This is a genomic window from Streptomyces sp. NPDC101118 (genome assembly GCF_044759445.1).
Taxonomy (GTDB): Bacteria; Actinomycetota; Actinomycetes; order Streptomycetales; family Streptomycetaceae; genus Streptomyces.
The window spans coordinates 63868-84775 of sequence record NZ_JBIVZG010000023.1; the positions used below are offsets into that span (position 1 = coordinate 63868).

Genomic DNA, 20908 nt, shown 5'->3' on the forward strand with positions numbered 1-20908 from the left:
GCCGCCGATCAGGGGGGGTGTTGGGGGTGGGGGGGGGCGCGGGGGGGGGGGGCCGGGGCCGTCGCCGGGGCGCCAGCGTTTGTAATCTTGCCGGTCTACCGTGGGGGGCCCCGGGCGGGGCCCACTTCCGTGGCCACGTCCACGGCAACGGGGTCGGGCACGATTCCCGCCACCGGCGGGAACAGCATGGAGCCGTCATCGTCGGCCACGTCCACCGCCACCCCCGTCGGACCGTCGAGGGAGGGGATCACTGCGTCCACGAGCCGGGCGCCCAGCACGGACAGGAACTCCAGTTCGGCAGCGGGGTCCAGACCGCGCCGGCGCGCGAAGCGAGCCAAGGACTCCTCGGAGGTGAAGGCGTAGATCCAGCGCACGCCGCCCTGGTCGCCGGACATCAACCCGCCGTCGGTCACGGGCGCGAGCAGGACCGTACGCCGGAACTCCCCGACAAGCCGCGCGGGATCACCCGTCCCGCTCCGCATCGCCCCGATCTCTGCGGTCAGCCCCATGCCGCTTGCCTCCCTCACGTCCTGCCTCAAACGCCTCGGCCACCGTAACGTGCAGCCTTCCGAAGCCTTGAGCCGGTCTCGGGCGGGCACCGTAGGGCGGTACGTACTGGGCCGGTGTTGGGAGGTGGACGGAAGGCGGTACCACCCTGGCCGGTCTCAGGGATCTGGACGTATCTGGGGTTGTCCGCCGACCGAGGGTTTCCGGGCCGGAGCGCCCTTGACGGGCCGCCCCGCCCCGGAAACACCCTCAAGTGGCGGGTGGCTCCAGGACCCACCCACAACACCGGCCCCCTGCGGATGCATCCGGCTCATGCCATGCCGCGTGCGTGTGTGGGATGCCCCCGGCCCATACCATGCCGCGCACGTGCGTGGGATACCCCCGGCCCACCCCCCCACACCACCCCCCACACCGCCCCCACCCCCGAGACACGCCCCGGGAACCGAAGCCGCCCTCGGCCCACCCCCCCCTCAATCTTGATGTCGGAAAATCGCCAGCCCACCCACCTCCGGTGACCGAAGCTTGAGGCATGCACACCGATACCGAGCGCTGCGTGCGCGCCGTGCAGTCGAAGGACGCGCGGTTCGACGGATGGTTCTTCACCGCCGTCCTGACCACTCGCATCTACTGCCGCCCCAGCTGCCCGGCTGTGCCCCCCAAGGTCGAGAACATGACCTTCCTGCCCAGCGCCGCGGCCTGCCAGCAGGCCGGATTCCGGGCCTGTAAGCGGTGCCGGCCCGACACCAGCCCCGGCTCACCCGAGTGGAACGCACGCGCCGACGCCGTGGCGCGCGCCATGCGGCTGATCCGGGACGGTGTCGTCGACCGGGAGGGCGTGCCGGGCCTGGCGGCCCGGCTCGGGTACTCGACCCGGCAGATCGAGCGCCAGCTCAACGCCGAGCTGGGCGCAGGGCCCCTGGCCCTGGCCAGGGCCCAGCGGGCCCAGACGGCGCGGCTGCTCATCGAGACGTCGGAGCTCCCGATGGCGGACGTGGCCTTCGCGGCCGGTTTCTCCTCCATCCGCACCTTCAACGACACCGTCCGCGAGGTCTTCGCCCTCTCCCCGAGCGAGCTGCGCACCCGCGCCGCCCGCCGGCCCGCGCGCGGCGGGCGGGCCGCCGGTGACCCGCCGGCCCCCGGCGTGCTCTCGCTGCGGCTGCCGTTCCGGGCACCGCTCAACCCCGACAACCTCTTCGGGCACCTGGCTGCCACCGCCGTCCCCGGCGTCGAGGAGTGGCGCGACGGCGCGTACCGCCGCACCCTGCGCCTCCCGTACGGGACCGGGGTCGTGGCGCTGTCGCCCCGCCCCGACCACATCGCCTGCCGGCTGGCCCTGACCGACCTGCGCGACCTGACCATCGCCATCAGCCGCTGCCGCTGGATGCTCGACCTCGACGCCGACCCCGAGGCGGTCGACGCGCAGCTGCGCACCGACCCGCTGATCGCGCCGGTGGTCGACAAGGCCCCCGGGCGCCGGGTGCCACGTACCGTCGACGCGGCGGAGTTCGCCGTACGGGCGGTCCTCGGCCAGCAGGTGTCCACGGCCGCGGCCCGTACCCACGCGGCCCGCCTGGTCACCGCGCACGGCGAGCGCGTCGCGGACCCGCACGGCGGTCTGACCCACCTCTTCCCCTCCCCGGAGGCGCTGGCCGCCCTCGACCCCGAGGCCCTGGCGCTGCCGAAGAGCCGCCGCACCACGCTCACCACCCTGGTCGGCGCGCTCGCCGACGGCTCGCTGCCCCTCGGCATCGACAGCGACTGGCAGAGCGCCCGCGAGCGGCTGGCCGCCCTGCCCGGCTTCGGGCCCTGGACGGTCGAGGTGATCGCGATGCGCGCCCTGGGCGACCCCGACGCCTTCCTCCCCACCGACCTCGGCGTCCGCCGCGCGGCCAGCGGCCTGGGCCTGCCCGCGACCCCGGCCGCCCTGACGGCCCGCGCCGCGGGCTGGCGGCCCTGGCGGGCGTACGCCGTGCAGTACCTGTGGGCGACCGACGACCACGCCATCAACCGTCTGCCGCGCTGAGCCCGGGGCCGCGGAGGCCCCCGCCACCCGTGAGACGCTGGACGAAGAACGAGGAAAGACACCCATGGACCGCATGCACACCGTCATCGACAGCCCCTACGGGCCGCTCACCCTGGTCGCCACCGGGGACACGCTCAGCGGCCTCTACATGACCGGGCAGCGGCACCGCCCGCCGGAGGACGCCTTCGGCGAGCGGGCCGGCGCCGAGGAGGAGCCGTTCCCCGAGGTCGTGCGCCAGCTGGCCGCGTACTTCGCCGGCGAGCTGACCTCCTTCGACCTCCCGCTGCGCATGGAGGGAACGGAGTTCCAGCGCAGCGTCTGGGACCAGCTGAAGGAGATCCCCTACGGGGAGACCTGGTCGTACGGCGAGCTGGCGGCGCGCCTCGGCAAGCCGAACGCCTCGCGTGCGGTGGGCCTGGCCAACGGCAAGAACCCGATCGGCATCATCGTGCCCTGCCACCGGGTGATCGGTGCCTCGGGCGGCATGACCGGCTACGGCGGCGGCATCGACCGCAAGCAGCGGCTGCTGGCCTTCGAGAGCGGCGCGGAGACCGCTCTCTTCTGAGCGGGATCGGGGCGGGTGCCGGCCGGTTCGCTGCGGGCCGCCCCCACGCCTCAGCCCACCGCCCGCCCGTACTCCAGCTCGACCGGGCCCGTGCCCTGCTCCGCGGCCTCGTACGCCGCCTCGATGCGCAGGCCGAGCGAGCCGGGCAGGTACGTGGTGAGTTCGGTCGGCGGCACCAGCTTCCAGGAGACCAGCTCCTCCTCCTGGAGCCTGACCGCGGCCAGCTGCTCGCGGTCCAGCACCCCGCCGTCGTACACGTACGCCACCAGCGGCGGCCGGCCGGGGCCCGGCACCCAGTCGACGGCGAGCAGCCGGCCGAGCGGGAGGTCGAGGCCGATCTCCTCGGCGGTCTCGGGGCGGGCCGCCTGCCGCGGTGACTCGCCGCGGTCGGACTCGATGGTGCCGCCCGGCAGCGCCCAGCCCTCCCGGTAGTTGGGCTCGACGAGGAGGACGCGCCCCTCGGCGTCCCGGAAGAGCGCGGCGGCCCCCGCCAGCACGCGGGGCAGCGAGGCGATGTACGCGGCGTAGTCAGTCGTGGTCACGGGCGACAGCCTAGGGTCTGCCCCTCCGCCGGCCCGCCCTCCGCACGTCCGCGCATCCGTACGTCCCGCCGTCCGCCGCCCCGTCGGGCTGCCGGCGTCCTACGGCATGTCCCCCTGCCCGTGATGGTCCGCCAGGACCGTGAGCAGCCGCACGAGTTCGGTGCGTTCCGCCGGCGCGAGCGGGGCCAGGAGCTCGTCCTGGGCCGCGGCCAGCAGGGTGTCGAGGCGCCGGAGCCGCTCGGTGCCCGCGGCCGTGACGCTGATGACGTTGCGCCGGCGGTCGGCGGGATCGGGGGCGCGTTCCACCAGTCCCCGCGCGCTCAGCTCGTTGATCACCGAGACCAGGTCGCTGCGGTACACGCGGGTGCGGCGGCTCAGTTCCGCCTGGCTGGCCGGGCCGCCCTCGGAGAGTGCGGCGAGGACGGCGTAGTGCCACTTGCGGGCGTCCTCGCCCGCCAGGGCCTCGCCCACCAGGCGGTCGGCGTGGCCGGTGGTGAGGGAGAGCAGCCTGCTGGGCAGGGCCCGCAGCCGGGCGGGGGTCTCACTGGTGCCGGTCATGCGCGCCATCCTAGCCCTTGCGTTAGTGCCACTAACCATCTACTTTCGTTAGTGCGACGAACGTTAGTCGCCCTACCGATAGCGTTGCACCCCACTCCGTGAAGGACGGCCGCCATGCCCGAGATCCAGGTGCTCGACTCGACCCTCCACTACGAGGACCGCGGGACCGGAGTCCCGTTCGTCTTCCTGCACGGCAACCCCACCTCCTCCCACGTCTGGCGCAACGTCCTCCCCGGCCTCGCCGGCCACGGCCGCCTCCTCGCCCCCGACCTGATCGGCATGGGCCGCTCCGGCAAGCCCGGCATCGGCTACACCTTCGACGACCACTCCCGGTACCTCGACGCCTGGTTCGACGCCCTCGGGCTGACCGACGTCGTCCTGGTCGGGCTCGACTGGGGCGGTGCGCTCGCCTTCGACTTCGCCGCCCGCCACCCCGGGCGGGTCCGGGGCGTCGCGTTCATGGAGACGATCCTCCGGCCGATGACCTGGGACGAGTACCCGGCCGCGGCCCGCGAGCGCTTCCAGGCCTTCAAGCGGCCGGGGGAGGGGGAGGAGCTGGTTCTCCACCGCAACGTCTTCCTCGACTCCTTCGCCCAGACCGTCCTCACCGGCCTGGCCGAGGAGGACTGGGACGTCTACCGCGCCCCCTACCCGACCCCCGAGAGCCGCCGCCCGCTGCTCCAGTGGCCGCGCTCGATGCCCGTGGGCGGCGAGCCGGCGGACGTGATCGCCCGCGTCGAGGCGTACGACAAGTGGCTCGCGGCCAGCACCGAGGTGCCGAAGCTGCTGCTGACCTTCGACGGCTCCAAGGCCCTCATGATCGGCCCCGAGCTGACCGACTGGTGCCGCGAGAACGTCGCCGCGCTGGAGGTCGTGCCCTGCGGCGCCGCCTCGCACCAGGCACCGGAGGACCGGCCCGAGGAGATCGCGGCGGCCCTCGCGGCCTGGTCGGCCCGCCACGGCCTGGGCTCCTGAAGCCGCAGCGGCCGGTCGCCGGGAGCTCGCCGACGGCTCGCCGACCGGTCGCCGGATGGTCACCGGCCGGTCGCAGGGATCCGATCCGGGTTCAGCTGCTCCGGGACCAGCCGCCTCCGGGTTCAGCCGCTTCCGGAGTCACCCCCCGCCCTCCGCCAGCCGTACCGTCCGCTCCGCCAGCTCGCGGATCGAGGCCCCGTCGAACCCCTGGACGGCGCTGCGGACGGTGTCCTCCAGCGGCACGGTCCACTGTTCGGGGATGGCCGCCGCCCCGCACAGCACCCCGGCCACCGAGCCCGCCGTCGCGCCGTTCGAGTCGGTGTCCAGGCCGCCGCGGACGGTCAGCGCGACGGTACGGGTGAAGTCGCCGCCGCCGTAGAGCAGCCCGGCGGTCAGCACGGCGGCGTTCGGCACCGTGTGGATCCAGCCGAGCCCGCCGGTCTCGGCCTCCGGCTCCGTCAGGGTGTCCGCCCACTCCACGCCGGCCTCGTGGAGGGCGACCACCCGCCGCACGGTACGGGCCAGCCGGCTGCTCGCCGGGATCCGGGCTAGCCCCGCCTCGACCGCCCCGCGCGGCCCGTCCGCCGTGAAGGCCGCCGCGATCACCGCCGCCGCCCACATCGCCCCGTACACGCCGTTCCCGGTGTGCGACAGCACCGCGTCCCGGCGGGCCAGCGACGCGGCCCGACGGGGATCTCCGGGCGAGCTCCAGCCGTACACGTCCGCCCTGATCAGGGCGCCGATCCACTCCTGGTACGGGTTGTCGTACGTGGCGGTGAGCGGCGGGCGCAGCCCGTTGGCGAGGTTGCGGTACGCCACCCGCTCCGCGGTGAAGGTCGCCAGGTACGGCAGGCTCAGCAGCCACCGCTCCCCGACCTGCTCGGTCGTGAAGGCCGTCCCGTGCCGCTCCAGCAGGCCGAGCCCCAGCAGCGCGTAGTCCACGTCGTCGTCCCGGCAGCTGCCGTGGATCGCGCCGCGCACGCAGGCCCCCCACTCCGGGCGCAGCTCGAACTCCCCCGGCTCCCCCGGAGGGGTGAGCGCGGACGGGGGCGGGAGGTAGTCCTCCAGGGGGAGCGCGCCGGCCCGCCGCAGGTAGCGGTCGATCCGTGCGCGCGTCCAGTGGTCCCCGCGCTCGACCGGTTTGCCCAGCATGTTGCCCGCGATCCGGCCGAGCCAGCCGCCGTGGATCCGGTCCGCGAGCTCGCTCATACGGGAGGTGTACCCCGTACGGACGGCCGCGCCCCGGCGCTTCGCCCGCCCGGCGGCGGCCCGGACGCCGCTACTCCTCCCGGTCCCGGCGCGACTCGGCCACCCGCCGCAGCCGGGGGTGCCGGGCCTGGCCCTGCTCGGTGATCGCGTCGCCCACCATCGCCCGTACCGCGTCCCGCAGGCCGTGCAGCGCGTGGTGCCTGGCCGGTCCGGCCCCGGGGTCCGCCCGAAGCTCCTTCAGCAGCGCCCAGCACAGCAGCAGCATCACGACCACGAACGGCAGCGCCACCAGGATCGTGGCCGTCTGGAGGGACTTGAGCCCGCCCGCGACCAGCAGCACCGCCGCGACCGCCGCCATCAGCACGCCCCAGGTCACCACCAGCCAGGTCGGCGGGTGCAGCGAACCCCGGCTGGTGAGCGAGCCCATCACCAGCGAGGCCGAGTCCGCGCTGGTCACGAAGTACGTCATGACCAGCAGCATCGCCACCCACGAGGTCAGCGTGCCGAGCGGCAGCGCGTCCAGCATCGCGAACAGCGAGGCCTCCGCCCCGTCCTTCACCCTGGCCCCCAGGTCGGCGGCGCCCGTCGAGTCCAGCCGGATCGCGGTGCCGCCCATCACGCAGAACCAGATGACGGTCGCCCCGCTGGGCACCAGCAGCACGCCCACCAGGAACTCCCTGATGGTCCGGCCCTTGGAGATGCGGGCGATGAAGGTGCCGACGAACGGCGCCCACGACAGCCACCACGCCCAGTAGAAGATGGTCCACGCGCCCAGCCACTCGCTGTCGGTGAAGGCCCCGGTCCGGGTGGCCATCGGCAGCAGTTCGTGCAGGTAGCCGCCGACGCTCGCCGGGATCACGTCCAGGACGTACACCGTCGGCCCGAGCAGGAACACGAACAGCATCAGCGAGGCGGCCAGCACGATGTTGATGGTGCTCAGCCACTTCACGCCCTTGTGCAGGCCGGAGAAGGCCGACAGCACGAAGGCGGCGGAGAGCGACACGATGATGACCAGTTCGAGGCCGGTGGAGTCCTCGACCCCGGTGGTGATGTTCAGCCCCTCGGCCACCTGGAGGGCGCCCAGGCCCAGGCTGGTCGCGGTGCCGAAGACGGTGGCGAAGACGGCGAGCAGGTCGACGGCCTTGCCGGGCGCGCCGTTCGCCCTGCGCTCGCCCATCAGCGGCACGAAGGCCGAGCTGAGCCGGTTGCCCCGGCCCTTGCGGAAGGTCGCGTACGCCAGGGCCAGGCCCGCGATGCCGTAGATCGCCCAGGGGGTGAGCGTCCAGTGGAAGAACGAGTACTCCAGGGAGGCGAGGGCCGCCCCGCCGGTGCGCGGCGCCGCGCCCGAGGCCGGCGGCGGGGCCAGGTAGTGGGTGAGCGGCTCGCCCACGCCGTAGAACATCAGGCCGATGCCCATGCCGGCGCTGAACATCATCGCGATCCAGGCGAGGTTGCCGAACTCCGGCTCGGAGTCGTCCGCGCCGAGCCGGACCCGGCCGAACCGGCTGACCGCCAGCACCACGCACATCACGAGGAAGACGTCCGCGGCGATCACGAACAGCCAGGCGAAATTGGAGAGCACCCAGTTCAGCGCCGTGCCCGTCGCGGTGTCGAAGGACCCCTTGGCCAGCGCGGCCCAGGCGACCACCACCAGCACCGCGATCACGCCCACCGTCACGACGGTACGGTCGGGGGAGCCCCCTCCGGGGTCCCCGGGCGGCGTGTCCGGAGGTGCCTGTTCCAGTGAATCCGTGCTCATGCGGCCCCACTATGGGGGTGAATATCACCATTTTTTGGCGTGGCGCGCCGTGTGTGGCCCAGGCCACCCATGGGCATAGGAGGATCCTCCGGATACCCTCGGGGTGGCGCGACTGCACGTTCGATAGCAAGGGATAAGCAAGGTGACGGACGGGGCAGTAACTGAGGCCGCGCGCGTGCTCATCGCCGCGGACAAATTCAAGGGCTCGCTCACGGCCGTGCAGGTCGCGGAGCGGGTGACGGCGGGCCTTCGCAGGGCCGTACCCGGCGTGGAGGTCGAGACCCTCCCCGTCGCGGACGGCGGCGACGGCACGGTCGCGGCCGCCGTGGCGGCCGGTTTCGAACGCCGGGAGGTACGGGTCACCGGCCCCCTCGGCGAGCAGGTCACGGCCGCCTTCGCCCTGCGCGAGGGCACCGCGGTGGTCGAGATGGCCGAGGCCTCCGGCCTCCAGCTGCTCCCCAAGGGCGTCTTCGCCCCGCTCACCGCCACCACCTACGGCTCCGGCGAGGTGCTCAAGGCAGCCCTCGACGCGGGCGCCCGCACGATCGTCTTCGGGGTCGGCGGCAGCGCCACCACCGACGGCGGCGCGGGCATGCTCGCCGCCCTGGGCGCCGTCTTCCTCGACGCGGACGGCAACCCGGTCGGCCCCGGCGGCGGCGCCCTCGCGGAACTCGCCTCGGCCGACCTGTCGGGCGTCGACCCGCGCTTCGCGGACGTGGACTTCGTCCTGGCCAGCGACGTGGACAACCCGCTGACCGGCCCCAAGGGCTGCGCCGCCGTGTACGGCCCGCAGAAGGGCGCCTCGCCGGAGGACGTGGCGACGCTCGACGCGGCCCTCGGGCACTACGCGCAGGTACTGGAGAAGGCGATCGGTCCGAAGGCCACCGAGCTGGCGGCCTCCCCGGGCGCGGGCGGCGCCGGCGGCATCGGCTACGGCGCGCTGCTGCTCGGCGCGAGCTTCCGGCCCGGCATCGAGCTGATGCTGGAGGTGCTGGGCTTCGCCCCGGCCCTGGAGCGGGCCACCCTGGTCATCACCGGCGAGGGCTCCCTCGACGAGCAGACCCTGCACGGCAAGGCCCCGGCCGGCGTGGCCGCCGCGGCCCGCGCCGCCGGCAAGGAGGTCGTCGCGGTCTGCGGCCGCCTGCTGCTCACCCCGGAGGCCCTCCAGGCCGCCGGCATCCGCCGCGCGTACCCGCTGACCGAGGTCGAGCCGGACACGGCGAAGTGCATCGCGAACGCGGGCCCGCTGCTGGAGCAGGTCGCGTCCAACATCGCGGCCGACGTGCTGTAGGCACCCGTACGCGCCAGGGCAGGCACCCGTACGCGCGAGGGCCCCGTACCGGATCAGGTACGGGGCCCTCGCGCGTCCCGGGCCTACCGCTCCCGGCTGCCCAGCAGCAGCGACCGCGTCCACCCCCCGAGCTGCCGCACGATGCCGGCGGCCTGCGCGGCGCGCCGCCGCGAGAACGGCAGCACCGCGAGCGCGGGCACGGACGCCAGCGTCACGATCACGACGGGCACGAGGGCGAGGGCGACGATGAGCACACGACCGGCCCACCGCGCACCGGCCACCAGAGAACTCCAGGCGACGGCCACGGGGCATCGCTCCTTCCGGGGGAAGCGGCTGAATGACGCCCTCAGCGTGGGTACCGCCGGATACGTTGCGACAGACCGCAAGGGTTGCCGGTGCGGTGGCAAGGGCACGGGGGAGGCGTCATGCCGGAGATCGACCGCTCACCTGCGAACTCGTCCGCGGTCGAGCGGGGCGAGGTCCCCGAGGTCGTGGAGCTCGGCAAGGTGTTGACGGAGCTGTTCAAGACGCTCGGCGTCTCCCAGGAGGCGTACGCGGTGCGCGTGAGCCTGGACGCGTCGGCGGTCTCCCGCTACCTGCGGGGCCGGCGCGTCGCCACCGAGGACTTCGTCGACCGGCTGGTCCGCGAGGTCGGCCGGAAGGCGGGCACGCCGGTCCAGGAGGAGGCCCGGGAGCACATTCACACCGTGCGCCTGGCGGCCTTGCGCGCCACCGACCCCGACCGCTTCGCCCTTGAGGACCTGCGCCGCGAAGCGGAGCGCACGCAGCGCACGGTGGGACGGCTGCTCCGTGACCGGGAGGCCCTGCACGACCTGCTGGAGAAGCGGGAGGCCGAGAAGGCCGCCCTGCAAGCCGAGATGAGCCGGATGCGCAGGGACTGGGCCGGGGACAGGGCGGAGGCGGGCCGGCACGAACTCGTCCTGCGCACGGCGCTCGCCGACCGCAACTCCGCATACGAGGAGCTCCTCCTGGAGATCGAGGCACTCCGCGCGGACCTCGCCGCGACGGACGCCCTGAAGGACCGGGCGGAGTCCCGGTACCGCGACCTGGAGCAGCAGCTCCTGGTGAGGGAGGAGGAACTGGCGACCCTGCGGGCCGGGCACGGCGACGACGCGGAGCTTCCGGTCGACGCGCTGATCGCCCGGCTCGGCGGCTTCGACGAAATCGTCGAGCCGCGCCGGCTGACCCGGGCGCTCGACACCGTCGTCTGGGACCGGCCGATCGAGGACGTCGTGCAGGTGGTCGACTGGCTCCTGGACACCGGGGCCGGCACCAAGGTGGAGCGGCTGGTGGCGGACGTCGCCGAGTTGCGGCCCCCCGAGGACGTGGCGGACCTGGGGGCGGCCCTTGCGGCGCGTGCACGGGAGGTCGGCCGGTTCGAGCTGTTCGATCTGCACGAGCGGCTGGTGGTGACGGCCGCCCGGCTGCGCACGTCAGCGGAGCTGGCCGGGCTCTTCCGGCGGTGGCGGGGCGTGGAGCTGATGGGTGACGACACGGCCGACCTCATGCTGCGGCACGCACTGGGCGAGCAGGCACGTGCGGACGTGGCGGAGCTGTTGTTCCTGCTGGACGACCCGGAGGTGGCCGAGTCGGTCCTGGTCGCCAGGATGCGCAACAGCGTCGAGAGCGGCCGGGGTCTGCGCGTGCTCGTCGACCTCGCCCGGCGGAACGAAGCGCTGGCGGCCCCCGCCCTGCTGTGGCTCGTCGTCACGGTGGGCCGTGAGTCCGACGTCGCGAGGAACTTCGGCAACGGCTTCGGTGACCTGCCGCAGCTGTACCGCGGCGAGCTGGCGGACCGGATCCTGGCGATGCCCCCGGGGCCGGTGACGCGGCTGCTCACCGTCCTGTACATGAGTACCCGCTTTTCATACGCGGCTGACGAGCTGGCCCGGCGGGCTGCCGCGGACGGACGCCTGGGCGCGCTCTCCGAGTACGTCTTCGACGAAGTGAGCGGCACCCGCCCCACGACCCCTGCCGGACTCGCGGACGCGCTCCTGGCGTACGCGCAGCTCGGCTCGCGAGATTTCTGGCGGCATGACGCACAGTAAGCTGTCGGTCACTTGATGTCGTGGCGTCTGGCGCGTGCATCAAGGCGACCATGACCGATCCGCGGGCGCGGTCCGCCCGCGGCCACCCCGCACCCGGACCCTGGGAGTGCCCACTCCCGCACCTGTCCGTGTCGTGCCACGACGGGAGCCGCAGATGAACGCCTGGGCCTGGGTCGGCGTCGGGGCGGCCGTGTGGTGCGCCCTGTCGGTGCTGGCGGCCGCCCTGTACGCCTACGGCCGCACCCGGCAGAAGCGCGGGGGCCCGTAGCCACCGGCGCCCACACGGCGAAGGGCCCGGACGCCTGAACGGCGTCCGGGCCCTTCCCGGTACTGCAAGCGAGCGCAGCGTTACGGCTGCGGGACCTTCACCGGCTCCGCCGCACCCGCGCCGGCGCGGGCCTCGCGGCGGTTGTGGCGGAAGGTGTTCACCCGGCGGGTGGTGGCGAACAGCGGGATGGTCGCCGCCATCACGATCTGCAGCGCGCAGCCGGTCTGGAGCAGCATCTGGCCGCCCGGGGCGTCGAACGCCCAGGCCGCCAGCATGCCCATCGCGCCGACGATCCAGCTGAGCATCGCCACCGCGAGGACACCCCGCGGCTTGGGGTACTCGACCCGGCTCACCATCAGCCAGGCCACCCCGATGATCGCGAGGAGCGTCGGGACGAACGGCAGCTCCAGCAGCACGATGGAGACCACCGTGAGCGCGCCGAAGGGGCTCGGCATGCCCTGGAACATGCCGTCCTTCATGGTCACGCAGCTGAATCTGGCGAGCCTGAGGACCACGGCGAGGAGCACCACGATCGCGGCGAGGGCCGACACCCGCTGGTGCGCGTCGTCGGCGACCATGCCGTAGACGAGCACGAAGTACGCGGGGGCCAGGCCGAAGCTGATCAGGTCCGACAGGTTGTCCAGCTCCGCGCCCATGGGCGAGCTGCGGAGCTTGCGCGCCACCAGGCCGTCACACAGGTCGAAGATCGCGGCCAGCAGCATCAGTATCACCGCGGTGGCGGCGCTGTGACGGGCCATGCCGGACTCGTCGCTGCCGGTCAGGTGCGGGATCAGGATGCCCGTGGTGGTGAAGTACACCGCCATGAAGCCGCAGGTCGCGTTGCCGAGGGTGAGGGTGTCCGCTATCGACAGACGCAGCGAGAGGGGCATCTCCTCGCTGTCCTCTTCCTCGGCCTCGGGAACCCAGCCGGCCGGGGTCTCGTGATCAGTCACGGTCAATTCGAGTCACCCCTGCCGTAGTGGCCTGGCCGACCTCGACCCCGACCTCGACGCCCTCGGGGAGGTAGATGTCGACACGGGAGCCGAAGCGGATCAGGCCGATGCGCTCGCCCTGTTCCACCTTGGTGCCCTGCGGGATGTACGGGACGATGCGGCGCGCGACCGCTCCCGCGATCTGCACCATCTCGATGTCGCCGAGCTCGGTGTCGAAGTGCCAGACAACGCGCTCGTTGTTCTCGCTCTCCTTGTTGAACGCCGGGACGAATCCGCCGGGGACGTGCTCGACCGACGTCACCGTGCCCGCGAGGGGCGCGCGGTTGACGTGGACGTTCAGCGGGCTCATGAAGATCGCGACCCGGGTCCGGCCGTCCTTCCACGGCATGATGCTCTGCACCACACCGTCGGCGGGCGAGATCACGCGGCCCGGCGCGATCTCGCGCTCGGGGTCGCGGAAGAACCACAGCATGCCCGCCGCGAGAGCGGTGGTGGGCACGGCCACCGCGGCCCAGCGTCCGGACTTGCGAGCCCGGGTGAGGCTGAGTGCCGCGGTGGCAACGGTCGGCAGAAGCCACGGCGATGCTCCGCGCGCGAGGCGTACGCCGAGTCGGCTGTCGCGAGGTGCAGAGGTTTGGCTGTGGGGCATGGATGACCTTCGTAGCGGGTGATTGCCGCGCCGCAAACGGGGGGACGGGACGGCGGCTTTACTGGAATGCTATCGGTTGCGCGCAACAACTGGGCAAGCCAGAAGCCGAGTCGATGGCCGGAAGCCAGTGACAGGGTGTGACCCTTTTCGCGGACCTTCCGCTACAAAAGGGACTTTCAGCCCTGGAGCTTGTACTCCTCGAGCAGGCGTCGCCCGATGATCATTTTCTGGATCTCGGCGGTTCCTTCACCGATCAGCAGCATCGGGGCCTCCCGGTAGAGGCGCTCGATCTCGTACTCCTTCGAGAACCCGTAGCCGCCGTGGATGCGGAAGGCGTCCTCCACGACTTCCTTGCAGTATTCGGAGGCGAGGTACTTCGCCATCCCTGCTTCGAGGTCGTTTCGTTCCCCGGAGTCCTTTTTGCGTGCTGCGTTCACCATCATGGCATGAGCGGCCTCGACCTTGGTAGCCATCTCGGCCAGCTTGAACTGAATGGCCTGGTGCTGGGCGATCGGCTTGCCGAAAGTGTGACGTTGCTGGGCATACCCGACGCCCAGCTCGAAGGCACGCTGCGCGACACCACAGCCACGGGCGGCCACGTTCACGCGGCCGACCTCGACTCCGTCCATCATTTGGTAAAACCCTCGGCCGGTGGTGCCGCCAAGGACCCGATTGGCCGGAATGCGCAGTCCGTCCATGATGAGTTCGGTCGTGTCGACGCCCTTGTAACCCATCTTGTCGATCTTGCCCGGGATGGTCAGGCCGGGACGGACCTCACCGAAGCCGGCCTCCTTCTCCACGAGGAAGGTGGTCATCGACTTGTGGGGCGCGGTGCCCTCGGGGTGTCCTTCGTCACTTCGGACGAGAACCGCGACCAGAGTGGACGAGCCGCCGTTCGTCAGCCACATCTTCTGGCCGTTCAGGACGTACTCGTCGCCGTCCTTGACCGCCTTCGACGTGATCGCCGACACGTCCGAGCCCAGGCCCGGCTCCGACATCGAGAACGCGCCGCGGACCTCGCCCAGCGCCATGCGGGGCAGGAAGTGGTCCTTCTGCTCCTGGGTGCCGTGCTGCTTCAGCATGTACGCCACGATGAAGTGGGTGTTGATGATGCCCGAGACGGACATCCAGCCGCGGGCTATCTCCTCGACGCACAGCGCGTAGGTGAGCAGCGACTCACCGAGACCGCCGTACTCCTCGGGGATCATGAGACCGAAGAGGCCGAGCTCCTTGAGCCCGTCGACGATCTGCTGCGGGTACTCGTCGCGGTGCTCCAGCTCGGTCGCGACCGGGATGATCTCCTTGTCCACGAACTCGCGGACGGTCTTGAGGATCTCCTGCTGGACGTCGGTCAGCCCGGCGGTCTGGGCGAGTCGTGCCATGGCTACTTCCCCTGTTCCTTCAGCTGGGGCCGGCCGGGCTGCTCGCCGCCGCGCTCCTTGATGTACGTCTCGGTCGGGACCATCACCTTGCGCCGGAAGACGCAGACGAGGGTGCCGTCCTGCTTGTAGCCCTTGGTCTCGACGTAGACGATCCCGCGGTCGTTCTTCGACTTCGAGGGGGTCTTGTCCAGGACCGTGGTCTCGCCGTAGATCGTGTCGCCGTGGAAGGTCGGCGCCACGTGCCGCAGCGACTCGATCTCCAGGTTGGCGATGGCCTTGCCGGAGACGTCCGGCACGGACATGCCGAGGAGCAGCGAGTAGATGTAGTTGCCCACCACCACGTTCTTGCCGAAGTCGGTGGTGTTCTCCGCGTAGTTCACGTCCATGTGGAGCGGGTGGTGGTTCATGGTGAGCAGACAGAAGAGGTGGTCGTCGTACTCCGTGACCGTCTTCCCGGGCCAGTGCTTGTAGACCGCCCCGACCTCGAACTCTTCGTAGGTGCGTCCGAACTGCATGGTGCTCAGGCCTCCGGGATCTCGAACTTGGTGGTGCGCGTCATGCCGGCGGCGCGGCCCTTGCCCGCGATGACCAGGGCCATCTTGCGGCTGGCCTCGTCGATCATCTCGTCGCCGAGCATCGCGGAGCCCTTCTTGCCGCCCGCCTCGGAGGTGCACCAGTCGTACGCGTCGAGGATCAGCTCGGCGTGGTCGTAGTCCTCCTGGGAGGGGGAGAAGACCTCGTTGGCCGCCTCGACCTGGCCGGGGTGCAGGACCCACTTGCCGTCGAAGCCGAGGGCGGCGGCGCGGCCGGCCACCTCGCGGTACGCGTCCACGTCGCGGATCTGGAGGAAGGGGCCGTCGATGGCCTGGAGGTTGTGCGTACGGGCCGCCATCAGGATGCGCATCAGGATGTAGTGGTACGCGTCCGCCGGGTAGCCGGGCGGCTGCATGCCCACGACCAGCGACTTCATGTTGATCGAGGCCATGAAGTCGGCCGGGCCGAAGATGATCGTCTCCAGGCGCGGGGAGGCGGCGGCGATCTCGTCGACGTTCACCAGGCCCTTGGCGTTCTCGATCTGCGCCTCGATGCCGATCTTGCCGACCTCGAAGCCCATGGTCTTCTCGATCTGCGTGAGCAGCAGGTCCAGCGCCACGACCTGCTGGGCGTCCTGGACCTTCGGCAGCATGATGCAGTCGAGGTTCTGGCCCGCGCCCTCGACGACCGTGATCACGTCGCGGTACGTCCAGTGGGTGGTCCAGTCGTTGACCCGCACGACCCGGGTCTTGCCCGACCAGTCGCCGTTGTTCAGCGCGTCGACGATGGTGTGGCGGGCGCCCTCCTTGGCGAGCGGCGCGCAGGCGTCCTCGAGGTCGAGGAAGACCTGGTCGGCCGGCAGTCCCTGGGCCTTCTCCAGGAACCGGGGGTTGGAGCCCGGCACCGCGAGGCAGGAACGGCGCGGACGCAGCCGGTTCACGGGGGAGAGAGGCGTGGTCATGCGGGGACCTCCGAGATTTCGAGGGGGCTGAGCTTGTTCGCTGTGCGGATCTCGTCGACGATACGGCCGATGATCTCCGTGATACCGAAGTCCTTCGGGGTGAAGACGGCGGCCACACCGGCCGCGCGCAGTTCGTCCGCGTCGGCATTCGGAATGATGCCGCCGACGATGACGGGGATGTCGGGCGCCCCCGCCGTGCGCAGCCGCGCGAGCACGTCGGGGACCAGCTCGCCGTGCGAGCCGGACAGGATCGACAGTCCCACGCAGTGCACGTCCTCGGCCAGGGCGGCACTGACGATCTGCTCCGGCGTCAGCCGGATGCCCTGGTAGACCACCTCGAACCCGGCGTCGCGGGCGCGGACGGCGATCTGCTCGGCGCCGTTGGAGTGGCCGTCGAGCCCGGGCTTGCCCACCAGCAGGCGCAGCCGGCCGGAGCCCAGCTCCTCCGCGGTGCGGGCGACCTTCTCCCGGACCTCGGCGAGCGGGGTGCCGGGCTCGGCGGTGACCGCCACGGGTGCCGAGGAGACGCCGGTGGGGGCGCGGTACTCGCCGAAGACCTCGCGCAGCGCCTCCGCCCACTCGCCGGTCGTGACGCCCGCGCGGGCGCACTCCAGGGTGGCCTCCATCAGGTTCTCGTCACCGGCCGCCGCCTCCTTCAGGCGCTCCAGCGCCTGCTGGGTGGTCGGGAAGACGAAGGGGTCGCCGCCGCCCTGCCGGTCGGTGGACTCCTGGCGCTCGGCCTTCCAGCGGACGATGTTCTCGCGGACCTGCGCCTCGACCCGGCCGTCCACCGTCATGATCGCGGTGTCCAGGTCGGCGGTGAGCGGGTTGACCTCGGTGGTCTCGAAGATGTTGACGCCGACGATCTTGTCCTCGCCGGCCTCGATCCGGGCCCGCCGCTCGGCGTGCGAGGAGACCAGCTGGGACTTCAGGTAGCCGGACTCGACGGCGGCCATGGCCCCGCCCATCTCCTGGATGCGGTCGATCTCGGCCAGGCAGTCCGCGACCAGGGCCTCGACCTTGGCCTCGATGACGTGCGAGCCGGCGAAGATGTCGTCGTACTCCAGCAGGTCGCTCTCGTGGGCCAGGACCTGCTGGATGCGCAGGGACCACTGCTGGTCCCAGGGGCGCGGCAGGCCGAGTGCCTCGTTCCAGGCCGGCAGCTGGACGGCGCGGGCGCGGGCGTCCTTGGAGAGGGTGACGGCCAGCATCTCCAGGACGATGCGCTGGACGTTGTTCTCCGGCTGCGCCTCGGTCAGGCCCAGGGAGTTGACCTGGACGCCGTACCGGAAGCGGCGCTGCTTGGCGTTCTCGATGCCGTACCGCTCGCGGGTGATCTGGTCCCAGATGCGGCCGAAGGCGCGCATCTTGCACATCTCCTCGATGAAGCGGACGCCCGCGTTCACGAAGAACGAGATGCGGGCGACCACCTCGCCGAAACGCTCCTCGGGCACCTGGCCCGAGTCGCGCACCGAGTCGAGCACGGCGATGGCCGTGGACATCGCGTACGAGATCTCCTGGACCGGGGTGGCGCCCGCCTCCTGCAGGTGGTAGCTGCAGATGTTGATCGGGTTCCACTTCGGGATGTTGTTGACCGTGTACGCGATCATGTCCGTCGTCAGGCGGAGGCTCGGTCCGGGCGGGAAGACGTGCGTCCCGCGGGAGAGGTACTCCTTGACGATGTCGTTCTGGGTGGTGCCCTGGAGCTGGGAGATGTCCGCGCCCTGCTCCTCGGCGGCCACCTGGTAGAGCGCCAGCAGCCACATGGCCGTGGCGTTGATCGTCATCGAGGTGTTCATCTGTTCCAGGGGGATGTCCTGGAACAGCCGGCGCATGTCGCCCAGGTGGGAGACCGGCACGCCGACCCGGCCGACCTCGCCGCGGGCGAGGATGTGGTCGGGGTCGTACCCGGTCTGGGTGGGCAGGTCGAACGCGACCGACAGGCCGGTCTGCCCCTTGGCGAGGTTGCGGCGGTACAGCTCGTTGGACGCCTCGGCCGTGGAGTGGCCGGCGTACGTCCGCATGAGCCACGGACGGTCCTTCTGGCGCTCTGTCATCTCAGGCTGTCCCTTTGGCCTTTGGGCGTCTCAGACGTTGCGGAAGCGGTTGATGGCGTCGAGGTGCTTGGCGCGCAGCTCGTGGTTGCGCACGCCCAGGCCCTCCTCGGGGGCGAGGCAGAGGACGCCGACCTTGCCCTGGTGGGCGTTGCGGTGGACGTCGTGGGCCGCCTGGCCGGTCTCCTCCAGGGAGTAGACCTTCGAGAGGGTGGGGTGGATCTTGCCCTTGGCGATGAGGCGGTTGGCCTCCCAGGCCTCGCGGTAGTTCGCGAAGTGGGAGCCGATGATGCGCTTGAGGGACATCCACAGGTAGCGGTTGTCGTACTGGTGCATGTAGCCGGAGGTGGAGGCGCAGGTGGTGATCGTGCCGCCCTTGCGGGTGACGTAGACCGAGGCGCCGAAGGTCTCGCGGCCCGGGTGCTCGAAGACGATGTCGATGTCCTCGCCGCCGGTCAGCTCGCGGATCTTGGAGCCGAAGCGCTTCCACTCGCGCGGGTCCTGGGTCTCCTCGTCCTTCCAGAACTTGTAGCCCTCGGCGTTGCGGTCGATGACCGCCTCCGCGCCCATCTTGTGGCAGATCTCGGCCTTCTCCGGGGAGGAGACGACACAGATCGGGTTGGCGCCGCCGGCCAGGGCGAACTGGGTGGCGTACGAGCCGAGGCCGCCGCTGGCGCCCCAGATCAGGACGTTGTCGCCCTGCTTCATGCCGGCGCCGTTGCGGGAGACCAGCTGGCGGTACGCGGTGGAGTTGACCAGGCCGGGGCTCGCCGCCTCCTCCCAGCTGAGGTGGGCGGGCTTGGGCATCAGCTGGTTGGACTTGACCAGGGCGATCTCGGCGAGGCCGCCGAAGTTGGTCTCGAAGCCCCAGATGCGCTGCTCGGGGTCGAGCATCGTGTCGTTGTGGCCGTCCGAGGACTCCAGCTCGACGGAGAGGCAGTGCGCGACGACCTCGTCGCCCGGCTTCCAGGCGTTGACGCCCGGGCCGGTGCGCAGGACGACGCCGGCCAGGTCGGAGCCGATGATGTGGTATGGCAGGTCGTGGCGCTTGGTGAGCTCGCTGACGCGGCCGTAGCGCTCCAGGAAGCCGAAGGTCGAGAGCGGCTCGAAGATCGAGGTCCAGACCGAGTTGTAGTTGACCGAGGAGGCCATGACGGCCACCAGGGCCTCGCCCGGGCCGAGTTCGGGCACCGGGACCTGGTCGAGGTGGAGGGACTTGCGCGGGTCCTTCTCGCGGGTGGTGAGCCCTTCGAACATCTCCGTCTCGTCCTTGTGCACGGTGATCGCGCGGTACGAGTCGGGGAGCGGCAGGGCCGCGAAGTCTTCGGCTGTGGCGGCCTGCGACTGAATCGCGTCCAGGATGTGCTTCACGGTGGTGCCTCCGGCGAGGGTGCGTCGAGGGAACGCTGAGGGTGGTCCGTTGGAGGTGTGCCGTCGGTTCGGCGGTGCTGTGGTGCGTGAGTGGCGCTGTGGTGGGCGCGTGCGGCCTGGTGACGCAGGCGGTCCGGGGCGCGTTCCGTGCGAGTGGTGGCACGGGCCGCGGGGACGTCCGGACTGACTTCAACGTATGGCACCCCGTGTCACTCGGCAAGGCACTGCGTGCCAAAAGTTTCTCTCAATTGCCGATTGACCTGCGCAGATGAGCGATGATCGATCAGACTTACCCGCGAGTAGGGGCAACCCGGACAACAGGAACGGCCGCCTCCCGGATACCGGGAGACGGCCGTCACATCAGGCACGTCGGAGGCATCGGACGCCCTGAGGCGCCCCTGCCGGCCGTCCTACTTGTTCTTGAGTGCTTCCTCGATCGTCCGCATGACCTCGTCCAGCGGAGCGTCGGTACGGGCCACCGCCACCAGCACCTCGCCCTCCGCACTGACGGAGGCCGGCGCGGCGGCCGGGGCGGACGCCCCGTTGAGCGACCGCCCGGCACCGATGCCGGTGCCGAAGGTCTTCCGTACGATCGCGAAGGCGTGGTCCAGCTGCGTCTCCACGTCCCCCTGGCCCCCGGCCCGCAGCCAGCGCCGCAGCACGTGGTTGTGGGCCGTCACGACCGCCGACGCGGCCACCTCGGCCAGCAGCGGGTCGTCGTTGCCGTCGTGGTGGTCGGTCTCGTCGAAGTGGGCCAGCAGGTAGCGGGTGAACAGCCGCTCGTACCGCGCCACCGAGGCGATCTCCCGCTCGCGCAGGGTCGGCACCTCGCGGGTCAGGCGGTAGCGCTCCACGGAGACCGCGGGGGAGGCCGCGTACATCTTCATGACCTCCTTGATCCCCCGGCACACCGTGTCGAGCGGGTGCTCGTGGGCGGGAGCGGCGTCCAGCACGGCCTCCGCCCGGATGAGCGTGTCGTCGTGGTCGGGGAAGATCGCCTCTTCCTTGGACCGGAAGTGCCGGAAGAAGGTCCGCCGGGCCACCCCCGCGGTCGCGGCGATCTCGTCGACCGTCGTGGCCTCGTACCCCTTGGACGCGAACAGCTCCATCGCCGCGGCGGCGAGCTCGCGGCGCATCTTCAGCCGCTGGGCGGCCGCGCGCGCCCCCGCCGTGCTCTCCGGAGCATCGGTCGGGGCGGTCCGTGTGGTCTTGGGGGGCTGGGACATAAGGCGAACGTA

The 20908-nt window shown here is 71.6% G+C and carries 19 protein-coding genes; 5 read left to right on the plus strand and 14 right to left on the minus strand.

All coding sequences use genetic code 11. The features are described from left to right. Positions 1–95 precede the first annotated feature (95 nt). Positions 96–509: a hypothetical protein gene (locus tag ACIQUQ_RS29450; protein WP_403981876.1), complete on the minus strand. Its 414-nt coding sequence runs from the start codon at positions 507–509 to the stop codon at positions 96–98. Positions 510–1036: 527 nt separating this feature from the next. Here ACIQUQ_RS29450 and ACIQUQ_RS29455 point away from each other — a divergent pair. Both ACIQUQ_RS29455 and ACIQUQ_RS29460 read left to right on the plus strand, forming a co-directional pair. Beyond that, positions 1037–2530 (plus strand): AlkA N-terminal domain-containing protein, encoded by a 1494-nt coding sequence (locus ACIQUQ_RS29455; RefSeq protein ID WP_403981878.1) that lies wholly within the window; start codon positions 1037–1039, stop codon positions 2528–2530. 64 nt (positions 2531–2594) lie between these two features. Next, entirely contained in the window at positions 2595–3095 is a 501-nt protein-coding gene (locus ACIQUQ_RS29460) for a methylated-DNA--[protein]-cysteine S-methyltransferase (RefSeq protein ID WP_403981881.1), read from the plus strand. A gap of 50 nt (positions 3096–3145) precedes the next feature. Here ACIQUQ_RS29460 and ACIQUQ_RS29465 read toward each other — a convergent pair whose 3' ends face one another. Together ACIQUQ_RS29465 and ACIQUQ_RS29470 are read right to left on the minus strand one after the other, a co-directional pair. Continuing rightward, positions 3146–3637 carry an NUDIX domain-containing protein gene (locus ACIQUQ_RS29465; RefSeq protein WP_403981884.1) on the minus strand — a complete coding sequence of 164 codons (492 nt, stop codon included), beginning with the start codon at positions 3635–3637 and terminating at the stop codon, positions 3146–3148. A 99-nt stretch (positions 3638–3736) separates the two neighbouring features. Next, positions 3737–4195: a MarR family winged helix-turn-helix transcriptional regulator gene (locus ACIQUQ_RS29470; RefSeq protein ID WP_403981886.1), complete on the minus strand. Its 459-nt coding sequence runs from the start codon at positions 4193–4195 to the stop codon at positions 3737–3739. A 114-nt stretch (positions 4196–4309) separates the two neighbouring features. Between ACIQUQ_RS29470 and ACIQUQ_RS29475 the strand changes: the two genes are divergently transcribed. Beyond that, entirely contained in the window at positions 4310–5170 is an 861-nt protein-coding gene (locus ACIQUQ_RS29475; RefSeq protein ID WP_403981888.1) for a haloalkane dehalogenase, read from the plus strand. A 138-nt stretch (positions 5171–5308) separates the two neighbouring features. On the opposite strand, the gene ACIQUQ_RS29480 is transcribed toward ACIQUQ_RS29475, so the two are convergent. Together ACIQUQ_RS29480 and ACIQUQ_RS29485 are read right to left on the minus strand one after the other, a co-directional pair. Beyond that, positions 5309–6379: an ADP-ribosylglycohydrolase family protein gene (locus tag ACIQUQ_RS29480; protein WP_403981891.1), complete on the minus strand. Its 1071-nt coding sequence runs from the start codon at positions 6377–6379 to the stop codon at positions 5309–5311. 70 nt (positions 6380–6449) lie between these two features. Continuing rightward, positions 6450–8138: a BCCT family transporter gene (locus ACIQUQ_RS29485; protein ID WP_403981894.1), complete on the minus strand. Its 1689-nt coding sequence runs from the start codon at positions 8136–8138 to the stop codon at positions 6450–6452. 142 nt (positions 8139–8280) lie between these two features. On the opposite strand from ACIQUQ_RS29485, the gene ACIQUQ_RS29490 reads away from it, so the two are divergent. Next, positions 8281–9429, plus strand: a complete 1149-nt coding sequence (locus ACIQUQ_RS29490; RefSeq protein WP_403981896.1) for a glycerate kinase — start codon at positions 8281–8283, stop codon at positions 9427–9429. 83 nt (positions 9430–9512) lie between these two features. Here ACIQUQ_RS29490 and ACIQUQ_RS29495 read toward each other — a convergent pair whose 3' ends face one another. After that, positions 9513–9734: a hypothetical protein gene (locus ACIQUQ_RS29495; protein ID WP_403981898.1), complete on the minus strand. Its 222-nt coding sequence runs from the start codon at positions 9732–9734 to the stop codon at positions 9513–9515. A 120-nt stretch (positions 9735–9854) separates the two neighbouring features. Here ACIQUQ_RS29495 and ACIQUQ_RS29500 point away from each other — a divergent pair, with 120 nt between their 5' ends. Beyond that, positions 9855–11498, plus strand: a complete 1644-nt coding sequence (locus ACIQUQ_RS29500) for a helix-turn-helix domain-containing protein (RefSeq protein WP_403981900.1) — start codon at positions 9855–9857, stop codon at positions 11496–11498. 348 nt (positions 11499–11846) lie between these two features. Here the strand turns inward: ACIQUQ_RS29500 and pssA are convergent, their stop codons facing one another. The 8 genes from pssA to ACIQUQ_RS29540 form a co-directional block, all read right to left on the minus strand. Continuing rightward, positions 11847–12656, minus strand: a complete 810-nt coding sequence (gene pssA, locus ACIQUQ_RS29505; protein WP_399942128.1) for a CDP-diacylglycerol--serine O-phosphatidyltransferase — start codon at positions 12654–12656, stop codon at positions 11847–11849. Between the two features lie 55 nt (positions 12657–12711). Next, positions 12712–13368 carry a phosphatidylserine decarboxylase gene (locus ACIQUQ_RS29510; protein ID WP_399941050.1) on the minus strand — a complete coding sequence of 219 codons (657 nt, stop codon included), beginning with the start codon at positions 13366–13368 and terminating at the stop codon, positions 12712–12714. Positions 13369–13544: 176 nt separating this feature from the next. Then, the gene (locus ACIQUQ_RS29515) at positions 13545–14750 is read right to left on the minus strand and encodes an acyl-CoA dehydrogenase family protein (RefSeq protein WP_399941052.1); all 1206 of its coding nucleotides are present in this window, start codon (positions 14748–14750) and stop codon (positions 13545–13547) included. Positions 14751–14752: 2 nt separating this feature from the next. Then, on the minus strand, positions 14753–15265 hold the full coding sequence (locus ACIQUQ_RS29520) for a MaoC family dehydratase (RefSeq protein WP_226738650.1): 513 nt from the start codon (positions 15263–15265) through the stop codon (positions 14753–14755). A gap of 5 nt (positions 15266–15270) precedes the next feature. Continuing rightward, positions 15271–16245, minus strand: a complete 975-nt coding sequence (locus tag ACIQUQ_RS29525) for an HpcH/HpaI aldolase/citrate lyase family protein (protein WP_399941055.1) — start codon at positions 16243–16245, stop codon at positions 15271–15273. Beyond that, positions 16242–18302, minus strand: a complete 2061-nt coding sequence (locus ACIQUQ_RS29530) for a protein meaA (protein ID WP_403981903.1) — start codon at positions 18300–18302, stop codon at positions 16242–16244. Before ACIQUQ_RS29530 ends, ACIQUQ_RS29525 begins: the two co-directional genes overlap by 4 nt. Before the next feature lie 30 nt (positions 18303–18332). Further along, positions 18333–19670: a crotonyl-CoA carboxylase/reductase gene (gene ccrA, locus ACIQUQ_RS29535; protein WP_403981905.1), complete on the minus strand. Its 1338-nt coding sequence runs from the start codon at positions 19668–19670 to the stop codon at positions 18333–18335. Between the two features lie 410 nt (positions 19671–20080). Further along, a complete protein-coding gene (locus tag ACIQUQ_RS29540) occupies positions 20081–20896 on the minus strand; it encodes a TetR family transcriptional regulator (protein ID WP_403981907.1) in 816 nt (271 codons plus the stop codon). Positions 20897–20908: the final 12 nt, after the last annotated feature.